Annotated in this window: 19 protein-coding genes and 2 riboswitches; of the genes, 15 read left to right on the forward strand and 4 right to left on the reverse strand. The window is 31.4% G+C overall.

The genetic code is table 11. The features are described 5' to 3' along the window. Positions 1-111 precede the first annotated feature (111 nt). Positions 112-384, reverse strand: a complete 273-nt coding sequence (locus CN514_RS04565; protein WP_088010721.1) for a hypothetical protein — start codon at positions 382-384, stop codon at positions 112-114. Between the two features lie 67 nt (positions 385-451). Further along, entirely contained in the window at positions 452-730 is a 279-nt protein-coding gene (locus tag CN514_RS04570; protein ID WP_098231587.1) for a hypothetical protein, read from the reverse strand. 242 nt (positions 731-972) lie between these two features. On the opposite strand from CN514_RS04570, the gene rluB reads away from it, so the two are divergent. The 14 genes from rluB (at position 973) to CN514_RS04635 (ending at position 14,337) form a co-directional block, all read left to right on the forward strand. Next, positions 973-1,701 (forward strand): 23S rRNA pseudouridine(2605) synthase RluB, encoded by a 729-nt coding sequence (gene rluB / locus CN514_RS04575; RefSeq protein WP_098231588.1) that lies wholly within the window; start codon positions 973-975, stop codon positions 1,699-1,701. A 281-nt stretch (positions 1,702-1,982) separates the two neighbouring features. Continuing rightward, positions 1,983-2,510, forward strand: a complete 528-nt coding sequence (resA, locus tag CN514_RS04580; protein ID WP_097977995.1) for a thiol-disulfide oxidoreductase ResA — start codon at positions 1,983-1,985, stop codon at positions 2,508-2,510. Between the two features lie 27 nt (positions 2,511-2,537). Continuing rightward, positions 2,538-4,154, forward strand: a complete 1,617-nt coding sequence (resB, locus tag CN514_RS04585) for a cytochrome c biogenesis protein ResB (RefSeq protein ID WP_098231589.1) — start codon at positions 2,538-2,540, stop codon at positions 4,152-4,154. 20 nt (positions 4,155-4,174) lie between these two features. Continuing rightward, positions 4,175-5,341: a c-type cytochrome biogenesis protein CcsB gene (gene ccsB, locus CN514_RS04590; protein WP_098231590.1), complete on the forward strand. Its 1,167-nt coding sequence runs from the start codon at positions 4,175-4,177 to the stop codon at positions 5,339-5,341. 227 nt (positions 5,342-5,568) lie between these two features. Next, positions 5,569-6,288 (forward strand): response regulator transcription factor, encoded by a 720-nt coding sequence (locus tag CN514_RS04595; RefSeq protein WP_025672290.1) that lies wholly within the window; start codon positions 5,569-5,571, stop codon positions 6,286-6,288. Continuing rightward, on the forward strand, positions 6,288-8,072 hold the full coding sequence (locus tag CN514_RS04600; protein WP_098231591.1) for an ATP-binding protein: 1,785 nt from the start codon (positions 6,288-6,290) through the stop codon (positions 8,070-8,072). Before CN514_RS04595 ends, CN514_RS04600 begins: the two co-directional genes overlap by 1 nt. Before the next feature lie 148 nt (positions 8,073-8,220). Beyond that, positions 8,221-8,393: riboswitch (cobalamin riboswitch) on the forward strand. A 124-nt stretch (positions 8,394-8,517) separates the two neighbouring features. Beyond that, positions 8,518-9,477 (forward strand): ABC transporter substrate-binding protein, encoded by a 960-nt coding sequence (locus tag CN514_RS04605; protein WP_098231592.1) that lies wholly within the window; start codon positions 8,518-8,520, stop codon positions 9,475-9,477. Then, complete coding sequence (locus CN514_RS04610) at positions 9,443-10,495, forward strand: FecCD family ABC transporter permease (protein ID WP_098231593.1); 1,053 nt, start codon at positions 9,443-9,445, stop codon at positions 10,493-10,495. Before CN514_RS04605 ends, CN514_RS04610 begins: the two co-directional genes overlap by 35 nt. After that, on the forward strand, positions 10,492-11,277 hold the full coding sequence (locus tag CN514_RS04615) for an ABC transporter ATP-binding protein (protein ID WP_098231594.1): 786 nt from the start codon (positions 10,492-10,494) through the stop codon (positions 11,275-11,277). The genes CN514_RS04610 and CN514_RS04615 overlap by 4 nt, the downstream gene beginning before the upstream one ends. Before the next feature lie 29 nt (positions 11,278-11,306). Then, complete coding sequence (locus CN514_RS04620; RefSeq protein ID WP_097977985.1) at positions 11,307-11,876, forward strand: cob(I)yrinic acid a,c-diamide adenosyltransferase; 570 nt, start codon at positions 11,307-11,309, stop codon at positions 11,874-11,876. Between the two features lie 284 nt (positions 11,877-12,160). Beyond that, positions 12,161-12,307 (forward strand): hypothetical protein, encoded by a 147-nt coding sequence (locus CN514_RS25525; protein WP_175403423.1) that lies wholly within the window; start codon positions 12,161-12,163, stop codon positions 12,305-12,307. 143 nt (positions 12,308-12,450) lie between these two features. Further along, positions 12,451-12,837: a protein kinase family protein gene (locus CN514_RS04625; RefSeq protein WP_098231595.1), complete on the forward strand. Its 387-nt coding sequence runs from the start codon at positions 12,451-12,453 to the stop codon at positions 12,835-12,837. 142 nt (positions 12,838-12,979) lie between these two features. Next, positions 12,980-13,360, forward strand: coding sequence for an aminoglycoside phosphotransferase family protein (locus CN514_RS04630; protein ID WP_098231596.1), 381 nt, complete (start codon positions 12,980-12,982; stop codon positions 13,358-13,360). A gap of 63 nt (positions 13,361-13,423) precedes the next feature. Next, positions 13,424-13,560, forward strand: a riboswitch (FMN riboswitch). Positions 13,561-13,767: 207 nt separating this feature from the next. Further along, complete coding sequence (locus CN514_RS04635; RefSeq protein WP_025672334.1) at positions 13,768-14,337, forward strand: ECF transporter S component; 570 nt, start codon at positions 13,768-13,770, stop codon at positions 14,335-14,337. Between the two features lie 179 nt (positions 14,338-14,516). Here CN514_RS04635 and CN514_RS04640 read toward each other — a convergent pair whose 3' ends face one another. Together CN514_RS04640 and CN514_RS04645 are read right to left on the reverse strand one after the other, a co-directional pair. Next, positions 14,517-15,050, reverse strand: coding sequence for a YpiB family protein (locus CN514_RS04640; RefSeq protein WP_176525793.1), 534 nt, complete (start codon positions 15,048-15,050; stop codon positions 14,517-14,519). A 273-nt stretch (positions 15,051-15,323) separates the two neighbouring features. Continuing rightward, positions 15,324-15,572: a ferredoxin gene (locus CN514_RS04645; RefSeq protein WP_025672247.1), complete on the reverse strand. Its 249-nt coding sequence runs from the start codon at positions 15,570-15,572 to the stop codon at positions 15,324-15,326. A 320-nt stretch (positions 15,573-15,892) separates the two neighbouring features. Here CN514_RS04645 and CN514_RS04650 point away from each other — a divergent pair. Further along, the coding region (locus CN514_RS04650) for a YpbB family protein (RefSeq protein WP_176525794.1) at positions 15,893-16,875 on the forward strand (983 nt) is incomplete at its 3' end.

Genomic DNA, 16,875 nt, shown 5'->3' on the forward strand with positions numbered 1-16,875 from the left:
TTACGAAAATTTGGTAATTTAATTAACAAGGTTGTTTTTTTAAAAAAATGAAAAAAACGTCATCCTAATTTTGATGGCGTTTTTGATTAACTAATTTATGACGTTTTATTATTAATTGATCACAAGAAGTAATTTCTCTTTTGGAACGGTGAATTTAATTTCTCCAATATTCTCTTCAATATCTTCAATTGTTGGAATATCATCAAAGCTTTGAATTGAAATGGCATCATCTAAGCATAATAAAATATAAGGGAAGTTAGTTTCTGTAGAGTCATAGATTAATTTGTATGCTTTTGAAGGTTTATCGGAAGTGAAAAATACATCGCCTAATTTAAACGAACCAACTGAATTATATTTTACTGCTGGATTAAAAGAATAATTCATATAGTAAGCTCCTTTTTCATTTTACTTATTATATTATTGACGGGTTTCTAATAGATTAAACAGCAAACTAGTAATTTGCTTGGATTGTAATAGATAGTTTGTTTTTTTGAGTTACCATTGTGACTTCACCAATCCAATCTTCAATATCTCCTAGGGTTGGCATAATGTCATAATTTTGGACTAGTCTTGCATCGGTTAATGAGACAAGTACATATGGAAAATCGTCTTCATTTTCTTCATAAACAAGCATATAGATTGTTTCATTCTTTTTAGTAATAAGTACACTACCTGGCGTAATAATTTTAGAACGGTCAAAGGCTGAGGAGTGTTTTAAAGTTAAATTCATATCTATTACCTCATTTCTGCAAATCTAGTAAATTATATGATAGATTTTTGAAATTATGATATTGAGAGAATGAATAAGGAACAATGGATTAAAGGGAAGAATGATGATAGGGCACGACTTGAAAAATGAAATTATGGTTTAGATTTGGTGTTTAACGCACTTTATTCACAAAAAACCTTGTAGCTGCCACTTGTTTTCAATTGTATAAATCTGTATGATGGTTGAAGAGGTGAAATGATCGAATGGAAAGATTACAGAAAGTTATTGCAAGAGCGGGAATTGCTTCTCGTCGTAAAGCAGAAGAGTTAATTAAAGAAGGAAAAGTGAAAGTAAATGGTCAGGTTGTTACTGAGTTAGGTGTAAAAGTAAGTGGTAACGATCGTGTTGAAGTGGAAGAGATTCCGATTGATAAAGAAGAACCAGTTTACTTCCTTTTATATAAACCATCAGGTGTAATTTCAAGTGTTTCAGATGATAAAGGTAGGAAAGTTGTAACAGACTTTTTTCCAATGATTAAACAACGTATTTATCCAATTGGTAGATTGGATTTTGATACATCAGGTATCATTCTATTAACAAATGATGGAGAATTTTCGAATCTACTTCAACATCCAAAATATGAAATAGATAAAGAATATATCGCAAAAGTAAAAGGGATTCCAACTAAAGAGCAGTTACGTAAATTAGAAAGAGGAATTGTACTTGAGGATGGGAAAACGGCTCCAGCTCAAGTTAAAATGATTTCACTTGATAAAAGCAAAGATACTGCAATTGTAAGACTAATCATACATGAGGGAAGAAACCGTCAAGTTAAGAGAATGCTTGAGGCGATTGGTACACCTGTTATGAAGTTAAAACGTGAACGATATGCGTTTTTAGATTTAACTGGATTAACTCCTGGTGATGCAAGAGAACTATCACCTCATGAAGTGAAAAAACTAAGAGCAATGGCTACAGCAAAGCCACGCTAATGATAAGTCAGACTATTGATCACTGTTTTCTTATTTAGATACCCTACCTATTAATCGTACTTATTTATAATCCGGTTTACACTTTTAGAAAATGTGTTTTAATTCAGTCTGATACCCTATTTTTTCCACTACGACTCGGTAAATACCGAGTTTTTTCTTTGCTTGAAACATTTAATATTTTTGGATAAAAGATTGAAAATTTAGTCTTTTTTGAAACGTATCAAATTTCTATTCAAGAATAGGAAATAATGATATTCTATCATATGGGAGGAACTGTATATATGAAGAAAAATAGAACGTTAATTCGAACAATTATCTTATTAGTTTTGGTTTGTGCAATTGGTTATACTTTTTACATAAATTTCTTTAAGAAAGATGAAGTTATTACTAAAGGAAGTAAAGCACCAAACTTTGCTATGACGGAGCTGAATACTGGTAAGAGCTACACTCTTTCAGGTGAAAAAGGAAAAGGCGTAATTGTTAATTTTTGGGGTACTTGGTGTGAGCCATGTAAGCGAGAAATGCCTTTTATGAATGAAATCTATTCGAAATATAAGGGAAAAGGGATCGAATTACTTGCAATGAACGCAGATGAATCGAAATTTTCAGTACAAAGATTTGTAAGCGATTATAAACTTAATTTTCCAGTCGGAATAGATAAAGATCAAGAGGTTTTAAATATATATGGTGTTAACCCTTTACCAACTACGTTTTTTGTAAGTCCGGATGGGACAATAAAGAGAATCGTAACTGGTCAAATGACACCAAATTCTTTTGAAAGTTATATTAAAGAAATATTACCAAAATGATGAGTGTACATTAGTAAGGGGAAATAAATGGAGACTTTTAAATGTGAATGTGGTCATCTTAATCATGTAGGTACTGTAATATGTGAGTCATGCGGTAAACCTCAAGATGAAAAAGCAACCGAATTACTTGATATGCGCTATGAAGGGACTGCTAGAAGATCAATCGTTAATAATCAAACTTATATAGATAAAATATGGACGTTTTTTTCATCTGTAAAAGTAGCAGTTGTAATCATTCTAATTACGCTAGTAGCAGCAGCATTAGGAACTATTTTTCCGCAAAGAGATTTACTACCGCCTACTGCGAATCCTGCAACGTATTATCAAGATGAATATGGAATCTTTGGTAAAATATACGATGCAATTGGTTTGGATAATACGTTTAATTCTTGGTGGTTCATGTTACTTGTTGCATCGATTGGGATATCACTAGTAATTTGTAGTTTAGATCGAATTTTACCACTCTATAAAGCTCTAAACAAACAAACTGTTACTAGACATCCAAACTTTTTAAAAAGACAAAAAATGTTTGGAATTAGTAGAGTTGAACAGATTCCAGACGAAATAGAAAAAGCTAAAGTTAATTTGCGTAAAAGAGGTTATAAAATTCGTGAAGAAAACGGCAATATCTTAGCAGAAAAAGGTCGTTTCTCTCGTTGGGGTCCATATGTAAACCATATAGGGTTAATTATTTTCCTTATTGGGGTAATGATGAGATATGTACCAGGAATGTATATGGATAAGGCGCTTTGGGTTCAAGAAGGCGAATTAAAACCTGTCGTTGGTACAAACCAAAACTATTATATTAAATTAAATGATTTTCATATGGAAACGTATGATAAAGATAAAGAGGGTAAAGTTTATAAAAAAGCGATTGAGCGCTTTGGAAATGATAAAATTCCAAAAAACTATCAAGCCGATGTGACGTTGTATAAACGCAAAGGAAATTTAATACCAGGTGAAGATCCAAAACTTAAAAAAGTAAAAGATTATAGTATTAAAGTTAATGAGCCTCTAAAGTTCCAAAACTTCGCTCTATATCAAGTAGATTATCGAATTGGTGAATTTAGTGCATTTTTATTTACATTACAAAATAAACAAACAGGTGAAAAATTAGGGCCAATAACAGTAGATTTACAAAATCCTAAAGAAGTATATGACTTGAAAAATGGATATAAAGTAGAACTTAAAAATTATTTTCCAGATTTCTATTTTAACTCAGATGGTCAACCTGATACAAAAACAAGAAAACCGAACAATCCAGCGTTTGTATTTAAAATGACTACTCCAAAAACGCCAAAAGGTGAAGTAGCATTTGTTGCGATCAAACAAAATATTGAACCAAATGGTGAAAACAAATATAAAATGTCATTTGCAGGTATTGAAACAAAAGATTCAACTGGTTTAACAGTACGTAAAGATTTAACTCTTTGGTTACTAGGACTTGGAGGAGCAATCTTTATGATCGGTGTAATTCAAGGTATGTATTGGTATCACCGACGCGTTTGGATCCAAAATCAAGATGGGGAAGTTTGGGTTGCGGCATTTACAAATAAAAACTATTATGGTTTAAAGATGGAATTAAAGAAAGTGTTTAAAGACACAAAAATTGAATTGCCGATTGATCAACAAGCTAATGAATAGAGTTTAACTAGGGGGAAAATATGTACGAGCTAAGTAGTAATTTTTTATTTATCGCGTTTATTTGTTATATAGTAGCTACTTTCTTTTTTGGCGGCTCGATGAAAACAAATGATAATGGTCCTAATAGATGGGGTACTATTGGTATTACGATTACATTAATTGGATTCTTATCGCAAATTACTTATTTTATTTTAAGATGGATTGCTGCTGGACATGCACCTGTAAGTAATCTATTTGAATTTATTACATTCTTTGGCATGATGTTAATTTTTGCGTTTATCATGATTTATTTTATGTATCGCTTAAATATAATTGGATTATTCGCATTACCGTTGTCAATTATCATCATTGCTTATGCATCGGTATTTCCACATGAAATCAAACCATTAGTTCCATCTTTAAAAAGCTATTGGTTACATATTCATGTAACGACAGCAGCTTTAGGGGAAGCTATTTTAGCAATTAGCTTTATAACTGGACTAATTTATTTAATTAAAAATATCGATCAAAAAGTATCAACAAAGAAAACATTTTGGCTAGAAGCAGTTTTATATTTCTTAGTAACTGTTGTAGGTTTCGTTGTTATATCAACAGCATTTACTGCATCTGGATATGAAGCAAAATATAATTGGATTAATAAAGATAAAGTACAAGAAGAAATGGTCTATAATCTTCCATCACTTGTTGGCCCACATAAAGGTGAAATGACTACAAAAGATCGATTTGAAGCTCTTGCAGAAATGCCAGCTATGGTTAATGCTAAAAAATTAAACACTGTAATTTGGTCAATTTTTGCTGGAGCAGCATTATATGCAATCATCCGTTTAATATTAAGAAAACGAATTGGTGCATTTTTACAGCCTTATGTACAAAAAGTAGATAGTGAATTATTAGACGAAATCGGATACCGTGCTGTAGCAATTGGTTTTCCGGTATTTACACTCGGTGGACTAATCTTTGCTATGATTTGGGCTCAAATTGCTTGGACAAAGTTCTGGAGCTGGGACCCAAAAGAAGATTGGGCATTAATAACATGGTTATTCTATGCAGTATTCTTACATCTTCGTTTCAAACGAAATTGGCAAGGTGAAAAATCTGCATGGTTAGCCGTACTAGGATTTGCGATTATTATGTTTAACTTAATTGCTGTTAACTTAATCATTGCAGGCTTACACTCTTATGCGTAATTAATAAAAAGCCCTGTAAAGGATAAACCTTCCTTTACAGGGCTTTTTTTCTATTTTATATTTGCAATCTACATGTATGGTTCTCTAGAAATGGTATACATGCTTCCTAGTTTTTTTTCACTATTTTATGGAAATAATAAATTCTAAGAATTATGTAAAAATGTTCACAAATTATACTAGAATATACAATTTTTATTATGTAGAATTATGTAGAGGGGGTCGAAATAATGGATCAAAATATAAAAATATTAATAGCAGATGATGAAGATCGTATTAGACGATTATTAAAAATGTATTTGGAACGTGATGGTTATAGTATTGATGAGGCTGAAAACGGAGAGGATGCTTTAAATTTAGCATTGAAGAATGAATATTCCTTAATCGTACTAGATTTGATGATGCCTAAAATTGATGGAATTGAAGTTTGTAGGGAATTACGAAAAACAAAAACAACTCCTGTGATCATGTTAACGGCAAAAGGTGAAGAAACAAACCGTGTTCAAGGTTTTGAAGTAGGGACAGATGATTATATCGTTAAACCATTTAGTCCGCGTGAAGTTGTTCTTCGAGTTAAAGCTCTATTAAGACGTTCTTCACCTGTACCAGTATTTACTTCAGACAATTCTTCAGCGAAGGATATCGTTGTGTTTCCGCATCTAACGATTGATAATGACGCTCATAAAGTAATAGTTGAAGGGGAAGAGATCAGTTTAACGCCAAAAGAATACGAACTACTGTTGTTTTTAGCTAAGGCACCTGACAAAGTATTTGATCGTGAAACATTATTAAAATCAGTTTGGCAATATGATTTTTTCGGAGATTTACGTACAGTAGACACACATGTAAAACGGCTGCGAGAAAAATTAAGTAAAAGCTCTGAGGATGCTGCGAAAATGATCGTCACTGTTTGGGGTGTCGGTTATAAATTTGAAGTAGGTCAGGAGTAATGATCGTAAGAAGTTTAGTCGGAAAGCTTTGGCTGACAATTATCTTACTAGTCTCTCTTGTATTATCATTCTTGACCTTTGTCTTAATAGGATTTTTTGAAAAATTTTATATTGACCTTCAAGTACAGAATATGAAGGATGATGCCACGAAAATTGCACAATTAATAGAAAATGGTCAACCACTCTCAGATATTGAGTATTTATCAAATAATATTGTTAGTAGATATTCTAGAGTAATCATTTCTATTGACGGTCAAGAACCATGGTATTCAAATAATACATATGGGATACAGGAGCTACCTTTTAAAGAAATAAAAAATGACGAAATCTTAAATAAAACGTTAACCGATAATAAAGAGGTAAGTAAAAGACTTGTTTATGGTGAAAATAGTGAGAGAGAAAAATTAGTAGTGGGTGTTCCATTACATACAAACTCAAAAAATGGAGCTGTATTTATATACCAAACTTTACAACCTGTAAAAGTGATGATTCACCAAACGACTAATTTTGTTTTGCTAGCGGCATCGATTGGAATCGTGTTAACAACATTTTTCTCATTCTTTCTTTCTTCTAAAATTACAGCTCCTCTTAGAAAGATGAAAGAAGTTGTAAGTAGTATGACTTCAGGCAATTTTAATGTGAAAGTACCAATCCATTCAAGTGATGAAATTGGAGAACTTGCGTATTCATTTAACAAGATGAGTAAACAATTAAATTTTAATATGAATGCATTAAAACAAGAGAAAGAGAAAGTTTCTAATATTATTACAAGTATGGTAGATGGTGTAATTTCGATTGATAAAGAAGGGCAAATCGTGACATCGAATCCACCAGCTGAACGCTTTTTGAAAATGCTTAATAATGATCAAATTGAAGAACCTTCTTCACTTGTTTTAACGAAGGAACTATTAGATTTATTTGTATTAGTCGTCGAGAGTGAGAAAAAGCAATTTATAGAATTAAATTTCGATCAAGGCAATTGGCAAGTTTTAATGTCGCCTCTTTATAATCAAACAAATATAAGAGGCGTAGTAGCGGTAATTCGGGATGTTACAGAACAAAGACGTTTAGAAAAGATGAGAAAAGATTTTATAGCGCATGTTTCTCATGAACTACGTACGCCTATTTCCTTATTACAAGGTTATAGCGAAGCGATTGTTGATGGTGTAGCAGAATCCAAGGAAGAGATGCAAGAATTGTCACAAATCATTTATGATGAGTCACTTAGAATGGGTCGATTAGTAAATGATTTGTTAGATTTAGCAAGAATGGAGAACGGTTTTACTGAATTAAATAGAGAGTTCGTTCCTCTAGTACAATTTGTAGATCGAATTTTACGCAAGTTTAAAGGTTTAGCAAAGGAAAAAAATATTAAGTTATTTGGAGAAATCAACAACATTCCACATTTAAATATCTACATAGATGAGGATCGAATGGAACAGGTTTTTACAAATTTAATTGATAATGCAATAAGACATACAAATGAAAATGGAAGAATAATTGTTTCAGTAAAACAAAATGAACGATCAACTACTTTTAATTTTATTGATTCGGGTGCAGGGATTTCAAATGAAGATTTACCATTTGTATTTGAACGTTTTTATAAAGCGGATAAAGCTCGTACAAGAGGTAGAAGTGGCACTGGTTTAGGTTTATCAATTGTTAAAAATATTGTAACAGCACATGGTGGATCGATCCAGGTCTATAGTGAAGTAGGACAGGGAACGACATTTAAAGTTAAAATACCGCATAATTTACGAATGAACGAAAAAGATGTAGAGTAATCTTGTTTCATATAAAACATATTTCCATTCAGTTTAGAGACAAAATCTCTGCAAAACACACAAAAAAACAAATAAAAGGTTAGTAAAATAATAAACATATAAAGAAAATAATTGAATTCTTACCAAATTTATCTTACGATTGAATTAATGAAATATTGATGAGTTTAGTGCAAGTATTGCTTAAAAGGGAATCTGGTATAATCCAGAACTGTCCCCGCAACTGTAATGTGGACGAAACGAATAGCCACTGTTCTTTAAGAATGGGAAGGTCGGAGTAGGTTGAAACAAAGTCAGTAGACCTGCTAAATTCATCCATGTTCAATTCTTCGGGGAGTAAGAATTTGAAGCAGCAGTTGCAAGACTTCTTGTATATATATGTTGTTTCAGCCCCGTTCAAAATGAATGGGGTTTTTTTATGCTTTCCAAATAGATTAGGAGGATTTAAATGAAGAAGTTTTTATCAAGTTTGATCATTATGTTATTGTGTTTAGGATTATTTGGTTGTAATAATGATACGACACAAAAAAAATTGAATGTAAGTAAGAGTGAGCAAGCAACTTTTCCAATGACTGTAAAAGATGCAACGAACAAAGAAGTTAGCTTTAAAGAGGCACCTAAAAGAATCGTATCACTTATTCCAAGTAATACTGAAATCTTGTTTTCTATTGGTGATGGCAAGGATGTAGTAGGGGTAACGGATTTTGACAATTATCCAAAAGAAGTAAAATCAATTGATAAAGTTGGCGGTAATAATGCCGATATGACATATAATGTTGAAAAAATTATTTCATTAAAACCTGATTTAGTTTTAGCGCATGAATCAAGTTTAGGAATTTCTGCTGACGGTTTAGAACAGATCAAACAAGCGGGGATTAATGTTTTTGTCGTAAAAAATGCTGCAACTATTAATGATGTGTATGATACAATTCAACAAGTTGGAGAAATTACGGGAAAAACTGAGCAATCGAAAAAAGTAGTAACTGGTATGAAAACAAAATTAGATGAAATTAGCAAAAAAACAGCTAAAGCAACTACAAATCCAAAGGTTTGGCTTGAAATATCAGGACCACCAGAAATATATACAGCAGGTAAAGGTACGTTCTTAGATGAAATGCTTTCGATTGTTCATGCTAAAAACGTAGCTGAAAGTGAAAAAGGTTGGGTAAAGTATAGTGAGGAATCAGCTATTAAAGCGAATCCTGATGTGATTTTAACAACTTATGGATTTTATGTTCCAAATTTAGAAAAAACTGTAATGGCTAGAAAAAACTGGCAAACAGTAAACGCAATTAAAAATCACCGTGTATATGATGTTAATTCAGATACAACATCTAGACCAGGTCCAAGACTTGCAGAGGGAGTCGAAGCAATTGCAAAGGCGGTTTACCCAGAGCTTTATAAATAATACATATTTTATCTTTTTTATACCAATTATCTTATTAATTTTTTTATTTATTTTAGGGGTTTCGATTGGATCTACATCGATTCCCTTTTCTTCTATTATTTCTAGCTTTTCAGATGCTCTAATTAAAACTAATTATGTTCCAGCTGATATTCAAACAATTGTTATGAATATACGAGTGCCAAGGGTAATGTTAGCTGGATTAGTAGGTGCGAGCCTTTCGTTGGCAGGAGTTGCATTTCAAGGAATACTTAAAAATCCATTAGCTGATCCTTTTACATTAGGTGTCTCTTCAGGTGCCTCTGTAGGAGCGGTGGTTGTTTTATTTTTTCAAATAAGCTTACCTTTTGTAACTTATTTTACTTTGCCGGTTGTTAGTATATTATTTGGATTTGGAACACTCATCTTATTATTACTATTTGTTAGAAAACTAGATCGATCTCTTAATGTAGAGACAATCATACTAGGTGGCATTATAATAAGTTCATTTTGTTCTGCATTATTATCATTATTTATAACTTTTTCAAATAATGAATTACGTGCAGTAATTGGATGGTTAATGGGCAATATCGGTGGGAGGGGCATTCAGTACTCTCTTAGTTTATTACCGTTTTTAATCATTTCTTTCTTAATTTTATTTAGTCAAAATAGGCAGCTAGATGCGATGACATTTGGTAGCACGAATGCAAAACATATCGGAATTGATGTAAAAAAATCCACTTATTTAATTTTGTTAACTGGTAGTATTTTATCTGGTGCAGCAGTAGCTGTTTCTGGAACAATTGGATTTGTAGGATTAGTTGTTCCGCATTTTACTAGAACTATGGTAGGGCCATTACATAAAAAATTGCTTCCACTATCGATGATCAATGGTGCAATATTTTTAATCGGGTCTGACATATTATCAAGAGTTGTATTAGCCCCAAGAGAGTTACCAATTGGGGTAATTACTTCATTAATTGGTGCTCCAATATTTGCTTTTATATTACTATCTTTGAAAAGAAATAGGGGAAAAGTATGATCAAATGTCAAGATATCACATATTCATATGATGGAATTCATACTGATTTGGATGAACTGTCTTATTCTATTAATCAAGGAGAATGGCTAGGTATTATTGGTCCAAATGGGAGTGGAAAGTCAACGTTTTTAAATATTCTTTGTGGACTTTTTAAGCCGTCTAAAGGAAATGTAATGTTGGATGGAGAATTTATTACTAGTATGTCTAATAAACAAATAGCAAAAAAGATTGCTGTTTTATCACAACAAAATTCCTATACATATTCTTATGAGGTAAAAGAAACAGTTAAACTTGGACGTCTTGCTCATTCGTCTTCCTTTTTTCCTAGCTGGTCCACAATTGATGAAACTGCAGTCAATAATGCAATGATGATGACTGGTACTAAGAAGATGGAAAAAAGCCTCATAAATGAAATTAGTGGTGGTGAGCGTCAAAGAGTATTTCTTGCTCAATGCTTTGCTCAGGAAACACCATATATTTTTTTAGACGAACCAAGTAACCATTTAGATTTAATGCATACAATTAAAATTTTAGACGTTTTAAAGGAATTACAAAAACAAGAGAATAAAACGATTGTAACTGTTTTTCATGACTTAAATTTAGCAAGTCTTTACTGTGATCGATTAGTAGGATTAAAGGACGGAAAAATTTATATCGAAGGAAAAACAGACTCAGTTTTAAGTGAAGAATTATTAAAAGGTTTATATGACACATCTTTTCAAATTTTAGATAATCCCGAAACAAATAAAAAGGTCATTATTTATAAAAGTAATGTATTGTAAATTAAAATTGAAAAAAGGAGAGGTTTTTCATGAAAATTTATACAAAAACTGGGGATAAAGGTCAGACTAGCTTAGTAGGCAAACGAGTTGATAAAGATGATTTAAGGGTAGAGTCTTACGGGACAATTGACGAAGTAAATACAATCGTTGGGTACGCAATGACATATTTAGATCATGAAGATACTAGAGATATTTACAATTCACTTCAAAAGATCCAACATGAACTATTTGACTGTGGTGGGGATTTGGCAGTAGTAAAGGATAGCATCCCTTTTAAAACGACAGAGAAAATGGTTGAAGAGCTTGAAACATTAATCGATGAATATATGGAAGCAACTCCCCCATTACAACGTTTTATATTACCAGGTGGGTCAAAGCCTGCTGCAATCATTCATCAAGCAAGAGCGGTAACGAGACGTGCCGAAAGAACGGTCGTAACATTAATGAAGCAAGAAAATATTCATCTTCCAGTATTTTTATATTTGAATCGATTATCTGATTATTTCTTTGCACTTGCAAGGTTAATCAACACACGTTTAAATATTAAGGATGTAGAATACGAGCGAGGAGCAATCGTATTTCGAACTGATAAAAAATAAATATGAAAAATAGCGATTGAATGGTTAAATTTTTCTAATCAATCGCTATTTTTTTTGTTATAAATAAGTTTTTTCAATCATAGAATGTTTGAGTGTATGTTTTAGTAATAGTACTTCTTGGTGATTACATTTTCGATTTGCTCAATGCATCTTAAGTATTATACATAAAAAAGAGTTTAAGTTCGAAATGATTTTTTGCGCTTAGTCCAATTTTTTTCTGAATTATCATTTGTCAGTCCACGAGCTATTGGGCAGGTTAAACACTTTCAGATAGGAGGCAAATAATGTTTGATTTTCTTAGGAGATGTTTGTTGATTGTTGTGTTTGTTTTAACGATTGGCCTTTTATTTATCGGAGGAAATCGAGAGAAATTAAAAGATATAATATTAGATAAAAATTTTCATGAATTAAAAATAGTTTCAAATCCTTAGCGTTTATTTTGGACTTAACTGTTTAATGATTAGTGTTGAAAGGACCGATTTTTTAGAACTTCCATTATAAATGTAATTTACTAATAAATTTGGTAAAGTACATTTATATGTGAAGTTCTATTTTTGATTTTAAGGAGAAAAAAATGACTAATATATGGGATCCAGCAGTTGTAATGGAAGAGGAATTAGCGAAAGAAATAGTAAAGATACAATTTCCTAAAATAAAAATAAACGTAATAAAAAAAATTGGCGAAGGATTTGATAATACTGTTTTTTGTTTAAATGATGAAATTATACTAAGATTTCCACGAAGAGAAATAGCTGTTGAAATTTTAAACGTTGAAAGAAAATTACTCCCAATTATATTTAATCATTTTGAATCGAAGACAACAGTACCAATACTCGATGGAAAACCATCTGAATTATTTCCTTGGCCATTTTTAGGATATAATTTTATTGCAGGAAAGCCTCCAATTAATTTAAATAGGACCGAGAGAATTTTAATGATAGAATCAATCGCGAATTTCTAGAAAAATTTGCATTCAATAAATTTCGATGAATTAAAGGATCTTAATTTACCATATGATGAGTTGAAGAGATTAGATATAACCTTCCGTAAACCTCAGGCTAAAAAATATATTAAACAGGCAATACAGAAGAAACTAATTGAAGATGAACAAAAAAATTAATCATTATATTGAAAGCTTAGTCGAAATTAAAAGTGAGACACCATTAGTACTTGTTCATGGTGATTTACATTTTAAGAATATGATAGTTAATGATCAAAACCAACTTAAAGGAATTATTGATTGGGGTGATGCTCATATCGGACATCGTGAATTAGATTTATCAATTATTTATAGTCTAATTCCGAACGATATGAGAGCGAAGTTTTTTGAGATTTATGGTAATTTATCGGAAGTGTCAAAGAAACTAGCACAGTTTAGAGCCGTCTTTACAACAGTTGTGCTATTGTTATATGCGAATGATCAAAAGGATGATTCGTTAGTAAGTTTTTGTCAAGAAAACCTAAGTAATGCTTTAAATGATTAGCCGGAGATTTTTATTTACAAACTGTATTTAATTTAGTAACATTAAAATGTAATTTAATAAACGATCTATCTTCGGGGCGGGGCGAAATTCCCCACCGGCGGTAATTAAGCATTGCTTATAAGCCCGCGAGCCTGATTTTTTTGGCAGGATCTAGTGCGACTCTAGAGCCGACAGTATAGTCTGGATGGGAGAAGATGGAGGTTCGCAAGTTCAAAAAATTTTTCTTTTTGAACGCTTATTTGGCGTGCTGAAAATTCTCCCCTATTTCAAAAAATAGGGGATTTTGCATAATTTTATACTATTTTTTATTTTTATTTCGGACTTATTATAATTTGTGCAAATGATAACGCAACTTAAGCGAACCTTTCATTTTTCTTGATATGATCGGGAAAAAGGAGAGAGGTAATATGCAACAACGCAACAAAGTAAATAAAATGGTGATAGTGGCAATGCTTAGCAGTATTTCTTATGTACTAATGATGCTGTACTTCCCACTTCCTGCATTTCCAGTATGGCTTACAATTGATTTTAGTGACGTACCAGCATTAATAGGAGCAATTGTTTTTGGTCCTGTAGCAGGAATAGGAATAGAGTTAATAAAAAACATCCTACATTACGTTATTAATGGTAGTATGACTGGTGTACCAATTGGAGAATTTGCTAATTTTAGTGCAGGAGTATTATACATTTTACCTGCGTCGTATTTCTTTAGAAAATATCGTTCAGTAAAAGGGCTAACTCTTGGATTAATCGTTGGTACAGTAGTGATGACAGGAATATTAAGTCTTTTAAATTATTTTGTGTTATTACCTGCATATGCACATTTCATGAATTTTAAACTACCAAATGAAGTAATTGTTGCATCAATTATGCCATTTAATGCAATTAAAGGTTTATTAATCATGATCTTATTCTTAGTTATCTACCCAAAATTAAAGGTTTGGTTAACTCAAAGAATGAATGTCCATAACGTATAAATAAATGAAAGTGTCTACTAAATTTTGGTAGACACTTTTTTGTTTTATGTATCTCTTTTGAACGAAAAGCAGTAAAAGAAGATGTTGGGTTCGAATCATGTAAACGATTTTTATTTTATTAGGAGAAAAAATATCGAAAAAAAAGAGAACCATCTATCGAATGATAGATGGTTTATTTGTTAATTTTTTAGCTGAGAAGTTAAGAAAAGAAACAGTTGTTCATTGCGTTCATCAAGTGCTTTGTCGATTTGACATAGCAGAAGTTTGTGCGATGTTAATGCTACAAGCGATGAAAGAAACGCATCTATTTCTGCTTGCACTTCTTCGTTTGGTTCAATGGTAGTTGTAGAAAAGGGATTAGTATCTACGATTAAAGCGTACTCGATCGGCATCACATCAAATATCAACTCTAGATAAAACTTTGTTTCCTTCCCATGCAATCGAAGTTTATGGTAAATCGATTCTGACGACAGATCAATCTTCTTACTATTTTCGTAATACGAAACCTGAGGGTGTGAGTAGTTATCCTTTCGAAAATTAATGACAATGCCATTTGGTGTACTCTTTGCATCATCTACAAACGAGATGTTTGTTAGTACTTCATCAACAGCAAGGAGAATTTGTAAAATCAATTCGATGTCTTTTTTTACCTGTCTTTTCTCTAAGAACTTGTTTAAAAACGTCTTTTTCTCGGTAACTGTCATCTGTTCCATGTTGTTCATCCTCTCATGATGTTTTATTTATTATAGCAAGTTATTAGATAATTCTGAATATGTAAAATAAGGAAATAATTATAGCTATATCATAAAATCTTGGCACATAGTTCTATGTATGATTTGGCCTACGTAAATCAAACGGGATGTTATTATTACTTTCTAAATGAACTCATTCAATGTGCTTAATAAAGAACAACAGCGATACGCATAGCTCGTGTTTTTTATTTAAAAAATAAAAAAAGCGACGAAATAACTTCGCCGCAGTTTTTACTATTCGAATTTTAAAGCGTCGCCATCGAATGCTTCGTCAGCAACTTTGATTGAGTCTGTTGGGCATCCTTCAAATGCATCCATCATGTCATCAACTAAAACGTCTGGAATTTCAACGATTCCTTGGTTATCATCTAGAGTAACGTATGCGATCCCTTCATCATCATAGTCATAGATATCAGGTGCAGCTGCGCCACAAGCGCCACATGCGATACAAGTGTCTTTATCAACGATTGTATATTTTGCCATTGTATTGACCTCCCAAATTATTCCCTGTTTTTGTTACAGATACTATTTTTGTAATGTACCTGTAAACATTTTAAAACGGTTTCCAAAACTTTTCAATATAATTGTACAAGGTTTTGAAAAAAACGAGAAATGATGAAATCTCAAATAAAATAAATAATGATTTTTATATGTTTAAAATGGTTTGGTTATTGATACATATGATAAGCTAGAAGAAATAAAAACTATTTAGAAAAAATGCACAAATATTTTTGTACTACTAATTATTATTCGAAAAAATATTTAAATATATTAATGGAATAATTTTATTTGAGAGGTTTATGATGTTTAAGCTATCAATATTGGAAGAAATCATCCTTTTTTTACTTCATCGATATAATGGTGAACGAACGATCCAAGGTATAATGTATTTATTAAAAGGTAAACAAAGTGCTCAAATTATTCAAGATTCTCATTTTTATCAAGTGACATCATTTTTCGGACTTTTTCATTTCCTTACTCATCAGAATATGCAAGAAATTATAAATGGGTTAGAGCTTAAGGGGTATATAGCTCAGTCTGAAAATAAGAATATCTATTTGTTAAATAAAAATGGTCAAGTTTATCTAGCAAATCAAAAACTACAGTTTATGGAATTAACATATATAAACGGACTAAGGTTTTCTAGTATTCAAAAGATATTTTGGAAAAGATTTTCATTGTTTTTTCAAACGGTTTCAAATCTGAATATGAATTTAAAATATTTTAGGGCAGTTATTCAAGATCAAGATATACAAGATTGGGTAAAAAATGAGATTCTTAATTTTACTGGGAATAAAAACGAATTAGTTAATCAATTATACAAAGAATTGCATACAATTTTAGAAAATATAAGTGACGAAGACGCATTACTATTTGTGAAACGATTGTCTGGAGCAAATACTTATGGCATGACTTTTGAGCAAATTGCATCAGAACACAAAGTGAGTGTTGAAAAAATTTATCTCAATTCGATTAATACTTTGCATCATATGATCACTATTTTGGTTGAATCAAACAATAATTATCCTTTGTTAAGTAAATTTGTTAATGGAGATAAAAGTACTAATATTACGAATACCTCAATTGAAACGAAGCGATTATTTACTGATGGTAAAACAATTAAAGAAATAGCTGAGATTCGTAAGTTAAAGATTAGTACAATAGAGGATCATATAGTTGAGTGTGTATTAGGTGATAAATTATTTCCAATTAATCAATTTATTACAACAAATCAATTTACTTTAATAAAAAATAAAATTATTGAACTAAATACAAGGAAATTAAA

Origin of the sequence: Bacillus sp. AFS001701 (genome assembly GCF_002559405.1) — a bacterium.
GTDB lineage: Bacteria > Bacillota > Bacilli > Bacillales > Bacillaceae_G > Gottfriedia.